Annotated in this window: 12 protein-coding genes; 7 read left to right on the plus strand and 5 right to left on the minus strand. The window is 68.0% G+C overall.

Annotated elements, in window-relative coordinates; translation table 11 throughout:
• Nucleotides 1–66: 66 nt before the first annotated feature.
• Nucleotides 67–3495, minus strand: coding sequence for an Rne/Rng family ribonuclease (locus ACKN61_RS10980; protein WP_408953483.1), 3429 nt, complete (start codon nucleotides 3493–3495; stop codon nucleotides 67–69).
• A gap of 501 nt (nucleotides 3496–3996) precedes the next feature.
• Here ACKN61_RS10980 and ACKN61_RS10985 point away from each other — a divergent pair.
• Nucleotides 3997–4953: an RluA family pseudouridine synthase gene (locus ACKN61_RS10985; protein WP_408953484.1), complete on the plus strand. Its 957-nt coding sequence runs from the start codon at nucleotides 3997–3999 to the stop codon at nucleotides 4951–4953.
• Between the two features lie 154 nt (nucleotides 4954–5107).
• Here ACKN61_RS10985 and ACKN61_RS10990 read toward each other — a convergent pair whose 3' ends face one another.
• Together ACKN61_RS10990 and ACKN61_RS10995 are read right to left on the minus strand one after the other, a co-directional pair.
• Nucleotides 5108–5524 (minus strand): energy transducer TonB, encoded by a 417-nt coding sequence (locus tag ACKN61_RS10990; protein ID WP_408953485.1) that lies wholly within the window; start codon nucleotides 5522–5524, stop codon nucleotides 5108–5110.
• Nucleotides 5525–5531: 7 nt separating this feature from the next.
• Nucleotides 5532–5873 (minus strand): 4a-hydroxytetrahydrobiopterin dehydratase, encoded by a 342-nt coding sequence (locus tag ACKN61_RS10995; protein ID WP_057917746.1) that lies wholly within the window; start codon nucleotides 5871–5873, stop codon nucleotides 5532–5534.
• Between the two features lie 144 nt (nucleotides 5874–6017).
• Here ACKN61_RS10995 and ACKN61_RS11000 point away from each other — a divergent pair, with 144 nt between their 5' ends.
• Nucleotides 6018–6614, plus strand: a complete 597-nt coding sequence (locus tag ACKN61_RS11000) for an NfuA family Fe-S biogenesis protein (protein ID WP_057917747.1) — start codon at nucleotides 6018–6020, stop codon at nucleotides 6612–6614.
• A 19-nt stretch (nucleotides 6615–6633) separates the two neighbouring features.
• Complete coding sequence (locus tag ACKN61_RS11005) at nucleotides 6634–8364, plus strand: hypothetical protein (protein ID WP_408953486.1); 1731 nt, start codon at nucleotides 6634–6636, stop codon at nucleotides 8362–8364.
• A gap of 182 nt (nucleotides 8365–8546) precedes the next feature.
• On the opposite strand, the gene ACKN61_RS11010 is transcribed toward ACKN61_RS11005, so the two are convergent.
• Both ACKN61_RS11010 and ACKN61_RS11015 read right to left on the minus strand, forming a co-directional pair.
• Nucleotides 8547–9002 carry a c-type cytochrome gene (locus tag ACKN61_RS11010; protein ID WP_408953487.1) on the minus strand — a complete coding sequence of 152 codons (456 nt, stop codon included), beginning with the start codon at nucleotides 9000–9002 and terminating at the stop codon, nucleotides 8547–8549.
• A gap of 8 nt (nucleotides 9003–9010) precedes the next feature.
• Nucleotides 9011–9400 (minus strand): c-type cytochrome, encoded by a 390-nt coding sequence (locus ACKN61_RS11015; protein WP_408953801.1) that lies wholly within the window; start codon nucleotides 9398–9400, stop codon nucleotides 9011–9013.
• A gap of 340 nt (nucleotides 9401–9740) precedes the next feature.
• Between ACKN61_RS11015 and ACKN61_RS11020 the strand changes: the two genes are divergently transcribed.
• From ACKN61_RS11020 to ACKN61_RS11035, 4 genes are all read left to right on the plus strand, one after another.
• Complete coding sequence (locus ACKN61_RS11020; RefSeq protein ID WP_408953488.1) at nucleotides 9741–10886, plus strand: efflux RND transporter periplasmic adaptor subunit; 1146 nt, start codon at nucleotides 9741–9743, stop codon at nucleotides 10884–10886.
• An 84-nt stretch (nucleotides 10887–10970) separates the two neighbouring features.
• Nucleotides 10971–14504, plus strand: coding sequence for an efflux RND transporter permease subunit (locus ACKN61_RS11025; protein WP_408953802.1), 3534 nt, complete (start codon nucleotides 10971–10973; stop codon nucleotides 14502–14504).
• Nucleotides 14505–14516: 12 nt separating this feature from the next.
• On the plus strand, nucleotides 14517–17594 hold the full coding sequence (locus tag ACKN61_RS11030) for an efflux RND transporter permease subunit (RefSeq protein ID WP_408953489.1): 3078 nt from the start codon (nucleotides 14517–14519) through the stop codon (nucleotides 17592–17594).
• Between the two features lie 428 nt (nucleotides 17595–18022).
• Entirely contained in the window at nucleotides 18023–19714 is a 1692-nt protein-coding gene (locus ACKN61_RS11035) for an AAA family ATPase (protein WP_408953490.1), read from the plus strand.

Here is a 19714-nt window from a genome sequence, read left to right on the forward strand (position 1 = left end):
GCCGCATCAGCGGCCGGTTTCTTGACGGTTGCCTACCGGATTACGGTCCGGTTGGAGCGTCGCCGGTCAGGCGCGACGCTCGTCGTCGGACGACCCGTCGGTGGCATCCTGCTCGCCTTCGACCGCGGCATTGGCCGCGTCGGTGCGGGCCGGTTCGACCGGATGGGGCAGGGCATCGAACAGGCCAGCGGTGCGCGGCGTCGTTGCCGGCGCTGCGTTGCCGGCGTCGGCCTGGGCCGGTTCGACCGGAGCAGTTTCGACTGAGGCAGTTTCGACCGGAGCAGCCTCGATCGAAGCGGCTTCGACCGAAGCGGCTTCAGCGGCAGCGGTGTCGGCGGCCTTCGGTTCGACCGAGCCGGTCGCAGCGGAGGCCGCAACGGCCGGTTCGACCTGTGCCGGCGGGGCCACCGGCTCGATCACGGTCGGTTCGACCGGGGTCTGCTCGATCACGGCCTGTTCGACCACGGTGTCCTCGACGCGGGTCTCTTCGACCAGGGCCGAAGTCGGCTCGACGACCGGTTCGACATCCTCGTTGCGCGGCGTTGCAGCCTGCAGGGCGGGCTGCGCCTGTTCGATCGCCGCGACGGCGCTCTGCGCAGGCGTGACGATTTCGGCAGGCGCCGCAACCGCGTCCTCGGGCAGGCGGGTGATGACCGGCATCGCCGCTTCCAGCACGGGCTCGACGACATGCTCGTTCACGACCGGCTCGGCGGCGACATAGGCGTTGCGCGAGGGCTCGACCCGGACCGACTCGATCTGCGGCTGCGCGGACGACGGCTCGCTGGCGACGGGCTCGCCGACCGCAGGCTGGGCCTCATGGCCGAGGTTCGCGAACGAAGCCTTCGGCTCGGCCGCCGTTTCCGGGGCCGGGCTGAACACGCGGCTGGCGACGGCGGCAACCGCTGCGGGTGCAGCGACTGCGGCAGCAGCGGGCGCGGCGGCCTGGGCACGCGGCGCCGGTGCGCTGCCTTCGTCGTCGAAGTCGAACTCGGGCTGCGAACGGTTCGCCGCGGCCGGGGCCGCTGCGGGTTCGCCGCCGACCTCGTCTTCGTCGTCGAATGCGTTCTCGTCCTGGCCCTGGCCTTCGCCACCGGCAGCGGCTTCACCGTTGCCACGACGACGGCGACGGCCACCGCGGCGGCCACGACGGCGACGGCCGCCGCCTTCGCCTGCGGCTTCGTCGGTGTCGCGCGGCTCGCTGCCGGCATTGTCGGCGGCGACGGCCGCGACAGCGGCTTCGGTCTTCAGTGCGGTCTCGTCGCTGACGCTCGGCACGGCCGGCACGGCGATGGGAGCGCCGGCGCTGACCGATGCGGCGGCCACGGCGGCCGGCACGATCGCCGCGGCGCTGACGGCTTCAGCCGGAGCCGAGGCGTCCTGGCGCGGCGGCCTGGGTTCGCGCGGCGGACGCGGGGTCCCGCCGGCGGCCTGGGCGGCACGCTCTTCGTTCTGCGGCTTGGGCGTCTTGGGCTGTTGCGCCTGCTGCGGTTGCTGCGGCTTCGGCTGCTGCTGCGCTTGCGGCTGCTTCTGCTTGGGCTGCTGCTGGGCGGCCTGCGGCTGGGCGTTCTGCGCCGGCTGCTTGTCGCGACGCTGCTCGTCGCGACGCGGTTCGTCGCGGCGCTGCTGCTCGTCGCGGCGGCCGCCATCGCGTCCGCCCTTGCCGGCGTTGTTGCGGTTCTCGCCACGGCGCTGGCCGTTGCGGTCGTTGCGGCCACGGCCTTCGGAACTGCGCGCGGCCGGTTCGGCCGGGGCCGGAGCGGGCTGCGACGGGCCGCGGAAGATGCGCAGGATGCGCTCGACCAGGCCGACCGAATGGGTCGGCGCGGCGACCGGCGCCGGTGCCGGGGCGGGAGTCGCGGCCACGGCGGGCTCGCGGGGTTCGCGCAGCGGAGCCGGCTGGAGCGGCTTGACGTTGGTGACGATCGGCGCATCCGGAATGTTCAGATGAGCTTTGGTCAGCGCATGCAGCGGCAGCTTGCGCTGGGTGCCGCGCTGGTAGCTGGGCTTGGACGACTCTTCGCCGATCTCGTTCTCGCGCACACGGGTGACTTCGTAATGCGGGGTCTCGAGCTGCTCGTCGGCGACGATCACGATCGGCGCGCCGTGGCGCTGTTCGATCTCGGTCAGCGCGCGGCGCTTCTCGTTGAGCAGGTAATTGGCGATCTCGGTCGGGGCCTGCACCAGCACCTGTCCGGTGTTCTCCTTCATCGCATGCTCTTCGGCGATGCGCAGGATCGACAGCGACATCGACTCGACGCTGCGCATGCGGCCGTGGCCGTCGCAACGCGGGCAGACCAACTGGCTGGACTCGCCGAGCGACGGACGCAGGCGCTGGCGGCTCAGTTCGAGCAGGCCGAAGCGCGAGATGCGGCCGATCTGGACACGGGCGCGGTCCTGCTTGAGGGCGTTCTGCAGGCGGTTCTCGACGTCGCGCTGATGGCGGTTGGAGGCCATGTCGATGAAGTCGATGACCACCAGGCCGCCGAGGTCGCGCAGGCGCATCTGGCGCGCGACTTCTTCAGCCGCTTCCAGGTTGGTGTTGAACGCGGTTTCCTCGATGTCGCCGCCCTTGGTCGCGCGCGCCGAGTTGACGTCGATCGCGGTCAGGGCTTCGGTCTGGTCGATCACCAGGGCGCCGCCGGAGGGCAGGCGGACGGTGCGCTCGTAGGCGTTCTCGATCTGCGACTCGATCTGGAAGCGGTTGAACAGCGGGGTGTCGTCGGCGTACTTCTTCAGCTTGCGCAGGTTGTGCGGCATGACCTGCTCGACGAACTCGCGCGCTTCGGCGTACATCTCGTCGGTATCGACCAGGATCTCGCCGATGTCCGGACGCATGTAGTCGCGCAGGGCGCGGATGATCAGGCGCGATTCCTGGTAGATCAGGAACGGCGCCTGCTTGCTCAGGGCGGCGTCGGTGACGGCCTTCCAGACGCTGACCAGGTAATCCAGGTCCCACTGCAGTTCTTCGGCATCGCGGCCGACGCCGGCGGTGCGGATGATCACCCCCATGTCGTCGGGGATGGTCAGCTTGTCCATCGCATCCTTGAGCGCGGCGCGGTCCTCGCCTTCGATCCGGCGCGAGACGCCGCCGGCGGTCGGGGAGTTGGGCATCAGCACCATGTAGCGGCCGGCCAGGGAGATGAAGCTGGTCAGGGCGGCGCCTTTGTTGCCGCGCTCTTCCTTGTCGACCTGGACGACGATTTCCTGGCCTTCGCGCAACAGCTCGCGCAAGCCGGCCTTGTTATGGTCGACCCCGGGCTGGAAATAGTCGCGGGAGATTTCCTTCAGCGGCAGGAAGCCGTGGCGGTCGGCACCGTAGTCGACGAACGCCGCTTCCAGCGAAGGTTCGAGCCGAGTGATGCGGCCCTTGTAGATGTTGGACTTCTTCTGTTCCTTCGACGGCTGTTCGATATCGATGTCGTACAGGGATTGGCCGTCGACGATGGCGACGCGCAGTTCTTCCGCCTGCGTCGCATTGATCAGCATGCGCTTCATTGTTGCGTTCCTCGCGCGCTCTACCGCGCGGAACGCCATGGCGTTTCGCTATCTGGGAACTGAGACTTCGCCGTCGCGATCGTCGGCCGCAGCGAATGCGGGCCGCCCGCGCGCCGGCGAGGTCTCCACTACCAGCGCTACATCACCACGGCACGCCGCGGGAGCGCTTCTTACCTACTCGGTTCTTTCGGGGCCGGCGACGCGAACGTCGCTCGGGGCGGGCGGCGACGCGTCAAGCCGGCTCTCAACGAGCCTCAGGCTTGGGCGCCGCACGGGTGTTCATCTCGACGGTTTGACCCATCGGGCGCTGGCCGGTTCCGCCGGTCCGTCGCTGCTAACATGGCTACCCCGTGGGCAGTGGTTAGACGCGGACCGGAATCGCGGGAGGGGCTTTCGGCCCCGTACCGAACCGCACGCTTGTCAGGCGACGCGGTCGGGTACAACTCCCAGCGAAATCAAAACCTTATCTCGCGTCGCGAGTGTAACAGATAACGCTTCGGGATGACCCAGACAGCAAACTCCGGTAACACCGGCGCACGGACGGTGCGTGTACCCGAAGATCGTGAAGGTCAACGGCTCGACAATTTCCTCCTGGGCCAACTCAAAGGTGCGCCCAGGTCCTTGATCTACAAGCTTGTGCGCTCCGGCCAGGTGCGTGTGAACGGCGGCCGCGCCAAGGCCGAGCGCAAGCTCGAGGCCGGCGACGAGGTGCGCATTCCGCCGGTCCGTCTCAGCGAGGCCGGCGACAAACCGGCCCCACCGAAGGGGTTCATGGACGCGCTCGACGCGGCGATCGTGTTCGAGGACGCGCGCCTGCTCGCCCTGAACAAGCCCTCCGGGGTCGCCAGCCATGGTGGCAGCGGGATCAGTTTCGGCGCCATCGAGACCCTGCGCGCGCTGCGCCCGGGCCAGACCCTGGAGCTGGTGCATCGGCTCGACCGCGACACCTCGGGCCTGCTGATCGTGGCCAAGAAGCGTTCGGCGCTGACCGAGATGCAGGCCTTGATGCGCGAAGAAGGCGGCATCGCCAAGCGCTATCTGGCGCTGCTGACCGGGCGCATGCCCGAGGGCGTGATGAGCGTGGACGCGGCCCTGCACATCGGCCTGCGCCAGGGCGGCGAGCGCCATGTCCAGGTGCACCGCGACGGCAAGCCGTCGCTGAGCCACTTCAAAGTGCTGGAGCGGCGCGGCGGACAGTCGTATTGCGAGGTGCGGATCGAGACCGGCCGCACCCACCAGATCCGCGTGCACGCCCAGCACATCGGCCATCCGGTCGCCGGCGACGACAAGTACGGCGAGGTCGAGGCCAATAAGCGCCTGCGCGAGCAGGCCGGTCTCAAGCGCCTGTTCCTGCACGCCTCGACCCTGGAGTTCGCCCTCGACGGCGGCCGCGAGCCGTATCTGCTCAACGCGCCGCTGGCGCCGGAGCTGGTCGAAGTGCTGGATCGCCTGGGCTGAGCCGAAGTCCCCGCGCAGTCGCTGCCTGCGGGGAAGTGGCCCGGCGGGTCAGGCTTCGGCACCAGGCGCTCCGGCCTGATGCGATTGCTCCGAACGGACAACGCCGGCTCAGGCCGGCGTTGTCGTCTGACTGGATTTACTGCGCGCAGTGGCCTCAGCCGCAATGCTCCGGGCGTGTCGCCGGCGAGTGGAAGGTCACCGGGACCTGGATGTCGGTCGACACCGGCTTGCCGTTGCGGGTCGCGGCCTCGAAGCGCCAACGCTGCACGCCCTTGATCGCGGCCTGGTCCAGCGCCGGCGTGCGGCTGCTTTCGAGCACGTCGACTTTCTTCGGCTTGCCGTCCGGGCCGACGCTGAGCTGCAGCACGACCTTGCCGCCGATCTGGTCGCAACCGATCTCCTGCGGGTAATCCGGCGGCGGCGTGTCGACCGCGCGCAGCGGCGTGGACGGAATGATCGGCGCGTCCGCGGCGCGTTCGCCGCAGCCGGCGGCGACCAGGGCGAGCAGGGCGGCGCCGAGCATCGGGAGCAGGCGCGGCGAGAGGCGGGAGTTGCTGCGGATTGGGTTCATGGCGGGATCAACCGGTCAGAGCGTCGGCCTTGGCCGCGCAGATGAAGTCGTTCTCGCTCAGGCCACCGACGTCGTGGGTCGAATACCGCACCACACAACGGTCGTAATGGACGCCGAGATCGGGATGATGGTCTTCGCGATTGGCCATGAAAGCCAGAGCGTTCACGAAAGCCATCGTTCGATAATAGTCGTCGAAACGGAAGGTCCGGGTGAGGGCATGGCCGTCTTCGGCGAGCTCCCAGCCCGGCACCTCGGGCAGCAGCTCGCGGATGCGGGCTTCGCTGAGCTTGTGTTCGATGCCGCGGCGCACGATGCAGTGGGCCTGGGACAGGGGGATGAGATCGTTCATGCTGCGGACTCCTGGGCGGCCCGGCGATGGCGCCGCGGCATAGCTTCTGCGCGGCGACCGCCTTCCATGAACGGAATCGTATCGCCGACGGTCGTAGGATGCATACGCGGCTTCACGCCGTGCTGACCCCGCTAGAATAGCCCGATGATCAATATTTCCGAATCCGCGCAAAACCACTTCCGCAAGCTCATCGAGCGCGAGGCCCTGCCGGGGCTCGGGGTGCGGCTGTCGGCGGTGCATCCGGGCACGCCGCGCGCCGACGTGCGCCTGGAGTTCGCCGAACCGGCCGATCTGGCCGGCGACGAGTGGGCGGTGGATTGCGAGGGCTTCACCTTGTGGCTGCGCGCCGACAGCGTGCAGTACCTCGACGGCGCGGAGATCGATTACGAGGTCAAGGCCACCGGCGGCCAGTTGCAGATCCGCGCGCCCAAGATCAAGGGCGAGGCGCCGACCGATTCGGCCTCGCTGGTCGAGCGGGTGCGCTGGGTGGTCGAGCACGAGGTCAACCCGCAGCTCGCCCAGCACCGCGGCCATGTCTCGGTGCAGGAAGTGACCGCCGACGGCGTGGTCGTGCTGCGCTTCGGCGGCGGCTGCCACGGTTGCGGCATGGCCGACGTGACCCTCAAGCAGGGCATCGAAACCACCTTGATGACCAAGGTGCCGGGCGTGACCGCGGTACGCGACGCCACCGATCACGAGACCGGTGACGCGCCGTACATCCCCCGAGACACCGCCGCCTGATTCCGGCGCGGCGCAGCCTATGCCCACCGCCGCCTCCGTCATCGAAGTACTGCAACGCCGGTTGCGGCTTTCCATGCGGCGCGATTCGCCCCCACCGGGCGAATTCCCGGCGGGCTGGCAAAGCTGGCTGGAGTCGTTGCAGGAACGCAGCGGCGCGGTGACCGGCGCGACCTCGGACGCGCTGGTCGCGGTGATCGCGCAGCGGCCCTTGGCGCAACCGCCGCCGCGCGCGGCCATGCTGAACCGTTGGCAGGCCTTCGCGACTCTGTGGCGCCAGCAGTGGCAGCCGCCGGAGCGCGAGGAGCGCTGGCTGCGCTGGATCGCCGGCGCGTTCTCGCTGGTCTGGCATATTTTCGTCGCCGGCCTGCTGATCTGGCTGATGTATCTGCAGTTCTTCGCCACCCGGCCGCCGCCGGAAGGCGAGAACGTCACCATGATCGAATACATCGGCGAGGGCACGCCGAAGGAACCCGGCGGCGGCTCGCAGCAGCCGAGCGATCAGCCGCAGGCCGAGGCCCCGCAAGCGCAGCAGCCCACCCAGCAACAGCCGGCCCAGGCCGAGCCTTCGCCGCCGCAACTGGCTGCCGATACGCCCTTGCCGACCCCGGAACTGCAGGCGACCTTGCCCGAGGTGCCGCAGCGCGACGTGCCCGAGCCGCAGGTGCCGGCGCCGACCGTCGAGCAGCCGGTGATGGTCAGCAAGGAAGTGCCGGATTCGCCGCAGATCTTCGTGCTGCCGCCGACGCGTCGCCGCCTCGACGACACCCCGCGCGTGCCGCAACTCGAAGCCAAGACCCAGCCGGTGCCGTCGCTCGACGTGCCGGCGCCGGTGCAGCCGATCGCGCGCGAATTGCCGCAGCGCGAGATCGCCGCGCCGAGCATCGCGGTGCAGCCGCGCGAAGTGAGCGTGCGCGACGTGCCTGCGCCGCTGTCGCGGGTGCCGGTGCGCGAGTTGCCGACGCCATCGATCGCGGCGCCGCAGCTGCGTTCGACCGCGCCGCAGGTGCGCATCGCCGACATCCCCACGCCGTCCGCGGCCGCCTCGACCGCGCCGTCGCCGAGCACCGCGCCGGCTGCGCCGCCGTCGTTTCCAGCCTCGGCTGCGACCGCCACCAGCGCGCCGGCAAGCGTGTCCAGTTCCAACGTGTCCAGCTCCAAGCCCGCCGCCTCGAGTTCGGCCCCGGCCGCGAGTTCGGGGCCGCCGGCGGCGACCGCCGGGGCCGGCCCGAAACCGACGCCGGCCCCCGGGACCTGGTCGACGCCGAAGCGCGGCGACGACTGGGGCGATTCCACCCGTAACCAGCCGGGCGGTCAGCGCGGCGACACGCCGGGCCTGTACAACAGCGACGGCAGCGTGCGTCTGGCCGACGCGCCGGGCTCGGCTTCGCCGGGCAAACCGCCGGGCACGATCACTGCCGAGATCAAGGACCTCGACCGCGCCGGCACCTGGTTGCGGCGCAAGCCGACCGATTACGAGCCGACCGCGCTCGACAAGTACTGGCGCCCGAACGAAACCCTGCTGGCCGAGTGGGTCCGGCGCAGCGTGCAGACGGTGATGATTCCGATCCCGGGCAGCAAAGGCAAAAGCATCCAGTGTTCGGTCGCCCTGCTGATGCTCGGCGGCAGTTGCGGGATCAACGACCCGAACCTCAACGAACAACCGGCCACCGCGCGCCCGCCGCCGGATATCCCGTTCAAGCCGCATCTGCAGGAAGACAACGGCAGCGTGCGGCCGCCGCCGGGCGGGTGAGGGCGGTCGCTGGGTTGGATGTCTAGTTCCAGGAGGCTGGGCCGCACGGGTTGCCGCGATGGCGCAGCTCGCCAGGGCTCAGGCCGCAGCGGCTCTTTCGCAAACGCCGCCGCAAACGAAAACGGCCCGCTGATGCGGGCCGTTTGTTGCTGATCGAGTGGGCGGCGAGGCCGCGCGACGGCTCAGTGGATGCCGTGCAGGTCGCGCAGCTGGCCTTTCTCGCGCGAACCGAAGTAGGCGGAGAGGTCGGCGATCTGCTGGTCGTTCAGATCCTTGGCCTGGCTCGACATCAGCGCATGCTCGCGGTCGCCGTCGCGGTACATCTGCAGCGAGTGCGCGATGTAGTCGTGGTACTGGCCGGCGAGCTTCGGGTAGGTCGGATCGATCGGCGCATTGCCTTCGGCGCCGTGGCAGTCGACGCAGGACTGGCCGGTGGCCTTGCCCTTGACGCTGGCGAGCTTTTCGCCCGCGGCGACGTTGCCGGCCGGCAGGCCCGCCGACGACGAAGTGTGGCCGGCGTCGCGGTCGGCCGAAGAATGGCCGGCCGGGACTTCACCGCCCTGCGAGCAGGCGGCGAGGGTCAGGACCGAGAACAGGGCGATGGCGAGGCCGCTCTTGAAGAAGCTGGAGTTCGTCATGGGGCGGCTCACTTGGCGCTGGAAAGGAAGGCGGCGATATCGGCGATGTCCTGGTCAGAGAAGCTCTGAGCCTGGGCCTGCATCGTCGGGTGCTTGCGCGTGCCTTTCTTGTATTCGGTCAGCGCATTCGTCAGGTATTCCGGCGACTGCCCGACGATCTTGGGAACGTGATAGTTCGGGTACGCGTTCTTGTAGCCGGTGACGCCGTGGCAGCCCTGGCAGGTATAGGTGAGTTGGCGGCCGGTCTCGGCATTGCCCTTGATGGCCGGCGCGGCGGCCGGAGTGGCCGGAATGGCGGCGGCGGGGGTGGGGGCCGGCGCCTTGGCGGGTTCCTGAGCGTGCGCCGTCATGGCGGCCAGGGTCAGGGCAAAGCAGGCGGCGATCGTCAGCGGTCGCATCATGTCTAGTCCGCAATCTCGAATGGCTAGCGAAAGGTGGTGGCTGGCTGTGCAGGGCCGGAGCCGCGCATAAGTCGGCGAGTATAGCCGGCCATGCGACTGCAACGAAGTCGTCCTTGAGCGCATCCATACTCGGCGGGTGGCGCTGGCGCGCCGCCCGAGGCCGCCGCAGGCGCGCGATCGGCATCGCTCGCGCTAACCGTGCCTCAGAATAAATGCATGGCTCCAGTCACCATTACCTTCGGCGGATGGTGGTTTTCAGGGCCGGTGATATACCTATATACAACACCGGCATACGACCGGTAACCGACGAAAAAACTAGAGCTTGGGGTCGTCTCGAATGCGTCAACTCACCAATATCCGCAAGAGCGGTCCGGCAATGGGCGGCACGGTGGCAGTCGCCGCCCTGGCCCTGGCCTGTGTGCTCGGCCTGTCGGCCTGCAAGGGCGGCGCCGGCGCTGCGGAAGCGCAGGCCAAGGAAGCCAAGGACAAAGCATCGGAAGCGGTTCCGGTCGAGGTCGCCCAGGCGACGCGGCGCGCGATCGCGGCCAGCTACACCGGTACCGCGCCGCTGGAGGCGCGGGCCGAATCGCAGGTGGTGGCCAAGACCTCGGGCGTGGCGCTCGCGGTGATGGTCGAGGAAGGCCAGCACGTGCAGGCCGGCCAGGTCCTGGTCCGGCTCGACTCGGCGCGCGCCGAGCTGCAGGCCGCCCAGACCAACGCCACCATGCGCAAGCTCGAGGCCAACTACGCCCGCTCCAAGCAACTGGCCGAACAACGCCTGCTCAGCGCCAACGACAACGACCAACTGCGCTACGACCTGGAGAACGCCCGCGCCGCCAATCGCATGGCGAACCTGGAGTTGTCCTACGCCAAGGTCGAAGCGCCGATCTCGGGCATCGTCGCCTCGCGTTCGATCAAGACCGGCAACTTCGTCCAGATCAACTCGCCGATCATCCGCATCGTCGACACCTCGCGCCTGGAGGCCACGCTCAACGTGCCCGAGCGCGAGCTGGCCACGCTGAAAGCGGGCTTGCCGGTGCAGATGCAGGTCGATGCCATGCCCGGCAAGGTCTTCACCGGCACGGTCGACCGCGTCGCCCCGGTGGTCGACTCCGGCAGCGGCACGTTCCGGGTGATCTGCGCTTTCGAAGGCGGCGGCACGCTGCAGCCCGGCATGTTCGGCCGCCTGCGCATCGATTACGACAACCGCGCCGATGCGCTGGTCGTGCCGCGCGCGGCGCTGCTCGACGACGAGGGCGACCCGGCGGTGTTCGTGGTGCGCGGCAAGAAGGTCGCGCGCGTCCCGGTCAAGCTGGGCTATCTCGACGGCGCCTGGGCCGAGGTCCGCGACGGCCTCAAGCTCGGCGACCAGGTCGTGGTCGCGGGCAAGACCGCGTTGCGCGAAGGGACCGAGGTGCAGTTGATCGGCCAGTCCGCGCCGCGCGAAGTCGCCGCCGCGAAGCCCGCCGCACAGAAACAGTAAGCAAGCGCGCGTCGTACGCGCGCCCTTGCCGCTGCCGCGGTCCACCGCGGCGGCGGCCCACATAACACTTAAAGAACGTGGGGACTGACTGTGGCTCAGCCTTCGGACACGACGTCCTTCAACCTCGTGGAATTCTCCACGCGCCGCCGGGTCACGGTGGCGATGGTGACCATTACCTTCCTGCTGTTCGGCGTGATCGCCCTCAACAGCCTCAAGGTCAACCTGCTGCCGGATCTCAGCTACCCGACGCTGACGGTTCGCACCGAATACACCGGCGCCGCGCCGACCGAAATCGAGACGCTGGTGACCGAGCCGCTGGAAGAGGCGCTCGGCGTGGTCAAGGGCTTGCGCAAGCTCAAGTCGGTCTCGCGCACCGGACAAAGCGACGTGGTGCTGGAGTTCGCCTGGGGCACCGACATGGACCAGGCCAGCCTGGAAGTGCGCGACAAGATGGAAGTCGTGCAGTTGCCGCTGGAAGTGAAGAAGCCGGTGCTGCTGCGTTTCAATCCTTCTACCGAGCCGATCCTGCGCATCGCCCTGTCCAACAAGGGCGCGGCGGTGGACGACGCCGATGCGATCAGGCGCCTGACCGAGCTGCGCCGTTACGCCGACGACGACCTGAAGAAGAAACTCGAACCGGTCGACGGCGTCGCCGCAGTCAAGGTGGGCGGCGGCCTCGAGGACGAGATCCAGGTCGATATCGACCAGCAAAAGATTTCCCAGCTCAATCTGCCGATCGACACCGTCATCCAGCGCCTGCAGCAGGAGAACATCAATATCTCCGGCGGCAGCCTGCAGGAAGGCAACCAGCGTTATCTGGTACGCACGGTCAATCAGTTCGCGACCGTGCCGGAAATCCGCGAGATGCTGGTCACGACGCAGGCGGCCGGCGGCAACGCCGCCGCGGACGCGGCCGCGGAAATGGCGCGAGTCGCTGCTGCATCCGGGTCGGCCGACGCCATGGCCGCCGCGGCCTCGGTGCAGAGTGCCTCTTCGGGCGAGCAGAGCACCCCGGCCGGCGGCAAGCCGGTGCGGTTGAAGGACATCGCCGAAGTCCGCCAAGGCTACAAGGAGCGCGAAGCGATCATCCGTCTGGCCGGCAAGGAAGCGGTGGAGCTGGCGATCTACAAGGAAGGCGACGCGAATACCGTGGCCAGCGCCGACGCCATCCAGGCGCGGCTGGAGGCGATCAAATCGCAGATCCCGACCGACGTCGAGCTGACCACGATCGACGACCAGTCGCAGTTCATCCGCCACGCCATCGCCGACGTCAAGAAGGACGCGGTGATCGGCGGCCTGCTCGCGATCCTGATCATCTTCCTGTTCCTGCGCGATGGCTGGAGCACCTTCGTGATCGGCCTGTCGCTGCCGGTCTCGATCGTGACTACCTTTTTCTTCATGGGCCAGCTCGATCTGAGCCTCAACGTGATGTCGCTCGGCGGCCTGGCCTTGGCCACCGGCCTGGTGGTCGACGACTCGATCGTGGTGCTCGAAAGCATCGCCAAGGCGCGCGAACGCGGGCTCGGCATTCTCGAAGCGGCCGTTACCGGTACCCGCGAGGTCAGCATGGCGGTGGTCGCCTCGACCCTGACCACGATCGCAGTGTTTCTGCCGCTGGTGTTCGTCGAAGGCATCGCCGGCCAGTTGTTCCGCGACCAGGCGTTGACCGTAGCCCTGGCGATCGGTATCTCGCTGATCGTGTCGATGACCCTGATCCCGATGCTGAGCGCATTGCGCGGACGGCCGGCGATGGGTTTCCAGGAAGAAGCGCCGCATCCGCGTTGGCGGCCGCGCAACCGCGTGCTGAAAGTGCTGTCGTGGCCGTTTTACGCGATCGTCGCGGCGGTGCGCTGGAGCTTCTTCGGCATCTCCTGGGCGATCGTGCGCGCCTGGCGTATTCTCGCCGCGGTGGTCGGCCCTGTCATGCGCAAGGCCAGCGATCTGGCCATGGCGCCGTACGGTCGCGCCGAAAGCACTTATCTCAAGCTGTTGCCGGCGGCGTTGGGGCGACCGGCCCTGGTGCTGCTGCTGGCCGGCGCCGCCTTCGTCGCGACGATCGCGACGGTGCCCTTGCTCGGCACCGATCTGATCCCGCAGTTGGCCCAGGATCGCTTCGAGATGACGGTCAAGCTGCCGCCCGGCACGCCGCTGCGCGAGACCGACAAGCTGGTACGCGAGCTGCAGCTCAAGCACGACAAGGACCCCGGCATCCGCGCGCTGTTCGGCGTCAGCGGCAGCGGCACTCGCCTGGACGCGAACCCGACCGAGAGCGGCGAAAACATCGGCAAGCTGACCGTGGTGATGGCCGACGGCGGCAGCAAGGAAGTCGAGGCGGGCGAGACCGAGCGCCTGCGCGAAACCATGCGTGCGCATCCGTCGGCCCAGGTCGGCTTCGCTCGCCCGCAGTTGTTCAGTTTCTCGACGCCGCTGGAAATCGAACTGCGCGGCCAGGACCTGGAGACCATCCAGCGCGCCGGTCAACGTATGGCGGCGATGCTGCGCGCCAACCCGCACTACGCCGACGTCAAGTCGACCGTGGAGCAAGGTTTCCCGGAGATCCAGATCCGTTTCGACCAGGACCGCGCCGGTGCGCTCGGCCTGACGACGCGCCAGATCGCCGATGCGGTGGTCAAGAAGGTGCGCGGCGAAGTCGCCACGCGCTATAGCTTCCGCGACCGCAAGATCGACGTGCTGGTGCGGGCGCGCGAATCCGACCGGGCCTCGCTGGAAAGCATCCGTCGTTTGATCGTCAATCCGGGCAGCAGCCGGCCGGTGACCTTGAGCTCGGTCGCCGACGTGGTCTCGACCACCGGCCCCAGCGAGATCCATCGCGCCGATCAGGTTCGAGTGGCGATCGTCTCGGCCAACTTGCGCGAGATCGACCTCGGCGGTGCTATCGACGAGGTCAACCGGATGGTCGCCGAGCAGCCGCTCGGCCCGGAAATCGGCATGCACATCGGCGGCCAGGGCGAGGAGCTGCAGCAGTCGATCAACTCGCTGCTGTTCGCGTTCGGTCTGGCGATCTTCCTGGTCTACCTGGTGATGGCCTCGCAGTTCGAGTCGCTGCTGCATCCGTTCGTGATCCTGTTCACCATCCCGCTGGCCCTGGTCGGCGCGGTACTGGCCCTGGTCATGACCCGTTCGCCGATATCGGTGGTGGTATTCATCGGCCTGATCCTGCTGGTCGGTCTGGTGGTCAAGAACGCGATCATCCTGATCGACAAGGTCAATCAGTTGCGCGAGGAGGGCGTGGCCAAGCGCGAGGCTTTGATCGAAGGCGCGCGTTCGCGACTGCGCCCGATCGTGATGACCACCACCTGTACCTTGTTCGGTTTCCTGCCGCTGGCGATCGCCACCGGCGAGGGCGCCGAAGTGCGCGCGCCGATGGCGATCACGGTGATCGGCGGCTTGCTGGTGTCGACGCTGCTGACCTTGCTGGTGATCCCGGTGGTGTACGACCTGCTCGACCGCCGCTCCGACGAGCACTATCGCGAGCGCGCTCGTCGCGCCCGCCGCGACTCCAATGCGGTCGCCGAACACATCCACGACGAGCAGGCGCCTTTGCACGACGCCGACCTGCATCATTCGCCGCACGGCCACCAGCCGGGCCAGGCCTGAGGAGCACCCAGGATGAGCGTTGCTGAGTTCAGCATCCGGCGCCCGGTCACGGTCATCATGGCCTTCGTGTCGATGTTCGTGATCGGCCTGATTGCGGCGGTGCGCCTGCCGCTGGAGGCTTTCCCGTCGGTCTCGTTCCCGTTCCTCGTGGTGCAGATGCCGTACACCGGCTCGACCCCGGAAGAGGTCGAGCGCACGGTGTTGCGCCCGACCGAAGACGCCTTGTCGACGATGACCGGCATCAAGCGCATGGAGGGGACCGCGCGCGCGGACAGTTCCGAGGTGGTGATCGAATTCGCGAACTGGGACCGCGACATCGCCATCGCGGCCTCCGAGGCCCGCGAGCGCATCGATGCGATCCGCAGCGACCTGCCGGACGATCTGCAGCGCTACTTCGTGTTCAAGTTCTCGACGACCGATCAGGCGTTCTTGCGCATCCGCCTGGCCGGCGAGCACGACCTGTCCGGCTCCTATGAACTGATCGACCGCGAGTTCAAGCGCCGTATCGAGCGCCTGCCCGGGGTGGCCAAGGTCGAAATCTCCGGCGTCTCGCCGAACGAAGTCGAGATCGCGATCGCGCCGGACCGGCTGACCGCGCACAACATCAGCCTCAATGAGTTGACCACGCGCCTGCAGGCGGTCAACTTCTCGGTTTCGGCCGGCGAGATCGAGGACGGCGGGCGTCGCTTGCGGGTGCAGCCGGTCGGGGAAATCACCGACCTGCAGCAGTTGCGCGACCTGGTCATCGGCACCAACGGCACCCGTCTGGGCGACATCGCCGAGGTCCGCTACAAGCCCAAGCGCATGGCGTACGGCCGGCGCCTCGACGGCAAGCCGGCGGTCGGGCTGGACATCTTCAAGGACCGCAGCGCCAATCTGGTCGAAGTGTCGCGCCTGGCGCTGGCCGAGGTCGAGAAGATCAAGTCCGAGTCGGCGTTGCGCGGGGTGCAGTTCAAGATCATTTCCAACGAAGGCGAGGAGGTCACCAGTTCGCTGCTGGAGTTGGCCGAGGCCGGCGCGGTCGGCCTGGTGTTGTCGATGGCGGTGTTGTTCTTCTTCCTGCGCCATTGGCCGTCGACGTTGATGGTAACCCTCGCGATCCCGATCTGCTTCGTGATCACCCTGGGCTTCATGTACTTCGTCGGCGTGACTCTCAACATCCTGACCATGATGGGCCTGCTGCTGGCCGTCGGCATGCTGGTCGACAACGCCGTGGTGGTGGTCGAGAGCATCTACCAGGAGCGCGAGAAGATGCCGGACCAGCCGCGGCTGGCCTCGGTGATCGGCACTCGCCACGTCGCCATCGCCCTGTCGGCAGGCACGCTGTGCCACTGCATCGTGTTCGTGCCGAATCTGTTCGGCGAGACCAACCAGATCAAGATCTTCATGTCGCAGCTCGCGATCACGATCTCGGTCTCGCTGCTGGCCTCGTGGCTGGTCGCGGTGAGCCTGATTCCGATGATCTCGGCGCGGCTCAAGACGCCGCCGACCATCAACCGCAGCACGGGCCTGATTCCTTACCTGCAGCGCAATTATGCCCGGCTGTTGCGCTGGAGCCTGGAGCACCGCGGCTGGAGCGTGTTCGGCATCCTGCTGATCATCGCGATCAGCATCTGGCCGATGACCCAGACCAAGTACGACATGTTCGGCGGCGAGGGCGGCGACAGCGCCCGCGTCTACTACCAGTGGAAGGGCAGCTACACCAAGGAGCAGATGTCGGACGAGGTCAAGCGGATCGAGGACTATCTCGACGCCAACCGCAAGAAATTCCACATCACCCAGGTCTATTCGTATTACAGCGAGGACGGCGACGCCAACACGGTCATCACCTTCGACAAGGAACTGGTCAAGAAGACCAAGCCGATCACCGACGAGATCAGCAAGGGCCTGCCGAAATCGGCGCGCGCCGGCATCGGCATCGGCGACGAGGGCGATCAGGGCCAGCAGAATCAGGTCCAGGTGCAATTGGTCGGCGATTCCAGCGCCATGCTGGAACGGCTGGGCCAGGACATCGTGCCGATCCTGGCGCGCAGCCCGCGCTTTCGCGACGTGCGGGTCGAAGCCGGCGACCGCAACAACGAGCTGCGCATCCGGGTCGACCGCGAACGCGCCGCCGCGTTCGGTTTCAGCGCCGACGAGGTGTCCAAGTTCGTCGGACTGGCCTTGCGCGGCGCCACCCTGCGCGAGTTCCGTCGCGGCGACAGCGAGGTGCAGGTATGGGCGCGCTTCGCCGGCGCCGATCAGTTCAGCACCGCCGAGATCGCGTCCTTCACCGTGCGCGCGCCCGACGGCCGCAGCGTGCCGCTGTTGAGCATGGTCGAGGTCGACGTGCATCCCTCGGCGACCCAGATCAGCCGGGTCAACCGCCAGACCACCTTGACCATCAAGTCCAACCTCGGCGACAAGGTCACGGTGCCGGAGGCGCGCAAGGAAATGGAAGCGATCCTCAAGCGGGTCGCGTTCCCGCCCGGTTATAGCTATTCCTTCGACGGCAGCGCGTTCCAGCGCGACGACGAGGCCAACCAGCAGATGCTGTTCAATCTGCTGATCGCCCTGATCATGATCTATGTGGTGATGGCGGCCGTGTTCGAATCGCTGTTGTTCCCTTCGGCGATCATGAGCGGCGTGCTGTTCTCGGTGTTCGGGGTGTTCTGGCTGTTCTGGATCACCGGCACCACCTTCGGGATCATGTCCTTCATCGGCGTGCTGGTGCTGATGGGCGTGGTGGTGAACAACGGCATCGTCATGATCGAGCACATCAACAACCTGCGCCGTCGGGGCCTGTCGCGCACCGAAGCACTGGTCGAAGGCAGCCGCGAGCGCCTGCGCCCGATCCTGATGACGATGGGCACGGCGATCCTGGCGATGGTGCCGATCGCGTTGTCGACCAAGACCAGCGGCAATATGCCGCCGTACTTCCCGATGGCGCGCGCGATCGCCGGCGGCCTGGCGTTCTCGACCGTAGTCAGCCTGCTGTTCCTGCCGACCATCTACGCCATCCTCGACGACCTGCGCAGCGGCAGCGCCAAGCTGGTGCGGCGCGCCCGCGGCGTGCCGACCGAGGCGGGCACTGCGTCACAACAGGTTTGAGCCGTGCGTTGACGCCGCTATTGCGGGTCGCTAACTCGGTGGCGCACGGCGATGGAGCCGTGCGCCACATCTCATGCAGGAAAGATGCGCAAGAAGACCTGGGCGGTTCTGACCCTGGCGGCGATGCTGACCGGTTTCGCGAGTTCGGCGTTCGCCGGCGATGGCGGTATCGGCCTGTGCCGACGCGTCAACGAAGTTTGTCGATTATCACCCTGCCTTGCGGCTGACGCGGCGAGCACCCGCCCGAAGCGTCCCCCGGCTGGTCGGGGCGCTGGTATATCCCTTCCACGGGGGGCGTGGGCGCTTCAGAGGCCGAAACCGGCCGGAACGCACGTTCCTTTTGTGCCGCGCGCAGTCCCGGCGAGGGCAGGGCGCGCGCCAATACGATTTCGTGGCAGGCTAGGCGCCTCAAAGCCACGACGACGCGCATGTACCTCGAGCACTATGGCCTGAAGGAGCCGCCGTTCTCGATCACGCCCGATCCGCGCTTCGTGTTTCTCAGCGAGCGCCACCGGGATGCGCTCGCGCACCTGCTGTTCGGTATCGGCCAGGGCGGGGGCGGCGGTTTCGTCCAGCTCACCGGCGAAGTCGGCACCGGCAAGACCACCCTGTGCCGGCTGCTGCTCGAACAACTGCCCGAGAAGACCCACGTCGCCCTGGTGCTGAACCCGCGCCTGAGCCCGGTCGAGCTGCTCGAAACGATCTGCGAGGAACTGCACCTCGATCTGGCCGGCAAGCGCGGCAGCGTCAAGGCCCTGGTCGACGCCCTCAATGCCTACCTGCTCGGCGCCTATGCGCAGGGCCTGCGGGTGGTGTTGATCATCGACGAGGCGCAAAACCTCTCGTTGGAAGCGCTGGAGCAGGTGCGGCTGCTGACCAACCTGGAAACCGACACCCAGAAGCTGCTGCAGATCATCCTGCTCGGCCAGCCCGAGCTGCGCGTCATGCTCGCGCGCCCGGACATGCGCCAACTCTCGCAGCGCATCACCGCACGTTTCCACTTGACCCCGTTGAGCGCAGACGAAACCACGGCCTTTCTGCGCCATCGCTATCGCATCGCGGGCGGCCAGCGCTTGCCGTTCACGCCCGGCGCGATCAAGCGCATTCACGCGCATTCCGGCGGCGTGCCGAGACTGATCAACGTGATCGCCGAACGCGCTTTGCTCGGCGGTTACGCTCACGACAACATCCAGGTCGACGAGAGCACCGTAAACCGGGCCGCGGCCGAAGCGCTGGCGCCGAGCCAGCGAGGCGTTTCGCACCAGCGCCTCGCCATTCTTTCTGCCGCGGCCTTAGTCGCGTTGGCGCTTGGAGCGCTGTGGTGGTGGACGCAGCCGCCACCGGCCACGGCGAACGCATCGGCGGGCCAGGCCGGGGCGGGGAACAGCGCGCTCATCGCGAAGACGCCGGCGAAGCCGGGCGGCCAGGCCGGCGCCACGGATGCGGATAAGACGCCATCGGCAGCGAAGACCGAAGCGGGCGCGGAACGGGCGGCTGTAGCGAACGACCCGACTGCAACGCCGCAGCTGGACGAGACCGCTTTCGCGCAGCGTGTCGCTGCGGCCGAGGTCGCTTCGCTGCCGGCATGGCGGCAGTTGCTGAGCGCGTGGCAGCTGCCGACGGATGAGGTCGCCGTCGCCGCAGCGTCGCGATGTGTCCCCCCTATCGCTCCCGGAGTCTATTGCCTGCGCGGTGAGGCGAGTCTGGAAAAACTGATCGAGTTCGGCCGTCCGGTGCTGCTGCATCTGCGTCTCGGCGTGCGTGATCCCTGGGTGCTGCTGAGCGGGGTGGATGCGAACAAGGTGCGTTTGTCGCTGGACGGGACTTCATTCGACACCGAGCGCGCCGCACTCGAACGTTTATGGACCGGCGAATATGCCGCTGTATGGCGCGGCCCCGAGGGCTTGGGGTCGTCGTTGTCGCCCCGCGCCGGCGGTGTGCGCGGCGAGTGGTTGCGCCAGCGGCTCGGCGCCACCGCGGCCGGCGGCGCGAGCATCGAGGACGTGCGCCGTTTCCAGACCGCACGCGGTTTGCTCAGCGACGGCGTCGTCGGTCCGGAGACCATGCTCGCGCTGTCGTCAGGCGACGAAGGCCCGCGTCTGCAGCCGGTGCTGGAGTAA

Origin of the sequence: Lysobacter sp. Hz25 (genome assembly GCF_046097045.1) — a bacterium.
In the GTDB taxonomy this organism is placed as follows: Bacteria; Pseudomonadota; Gammaproteobacteria; order Xanthomonadales; family Xanthomonadaceae; genus Lysobacter; species Lysobacter antibioticus_B.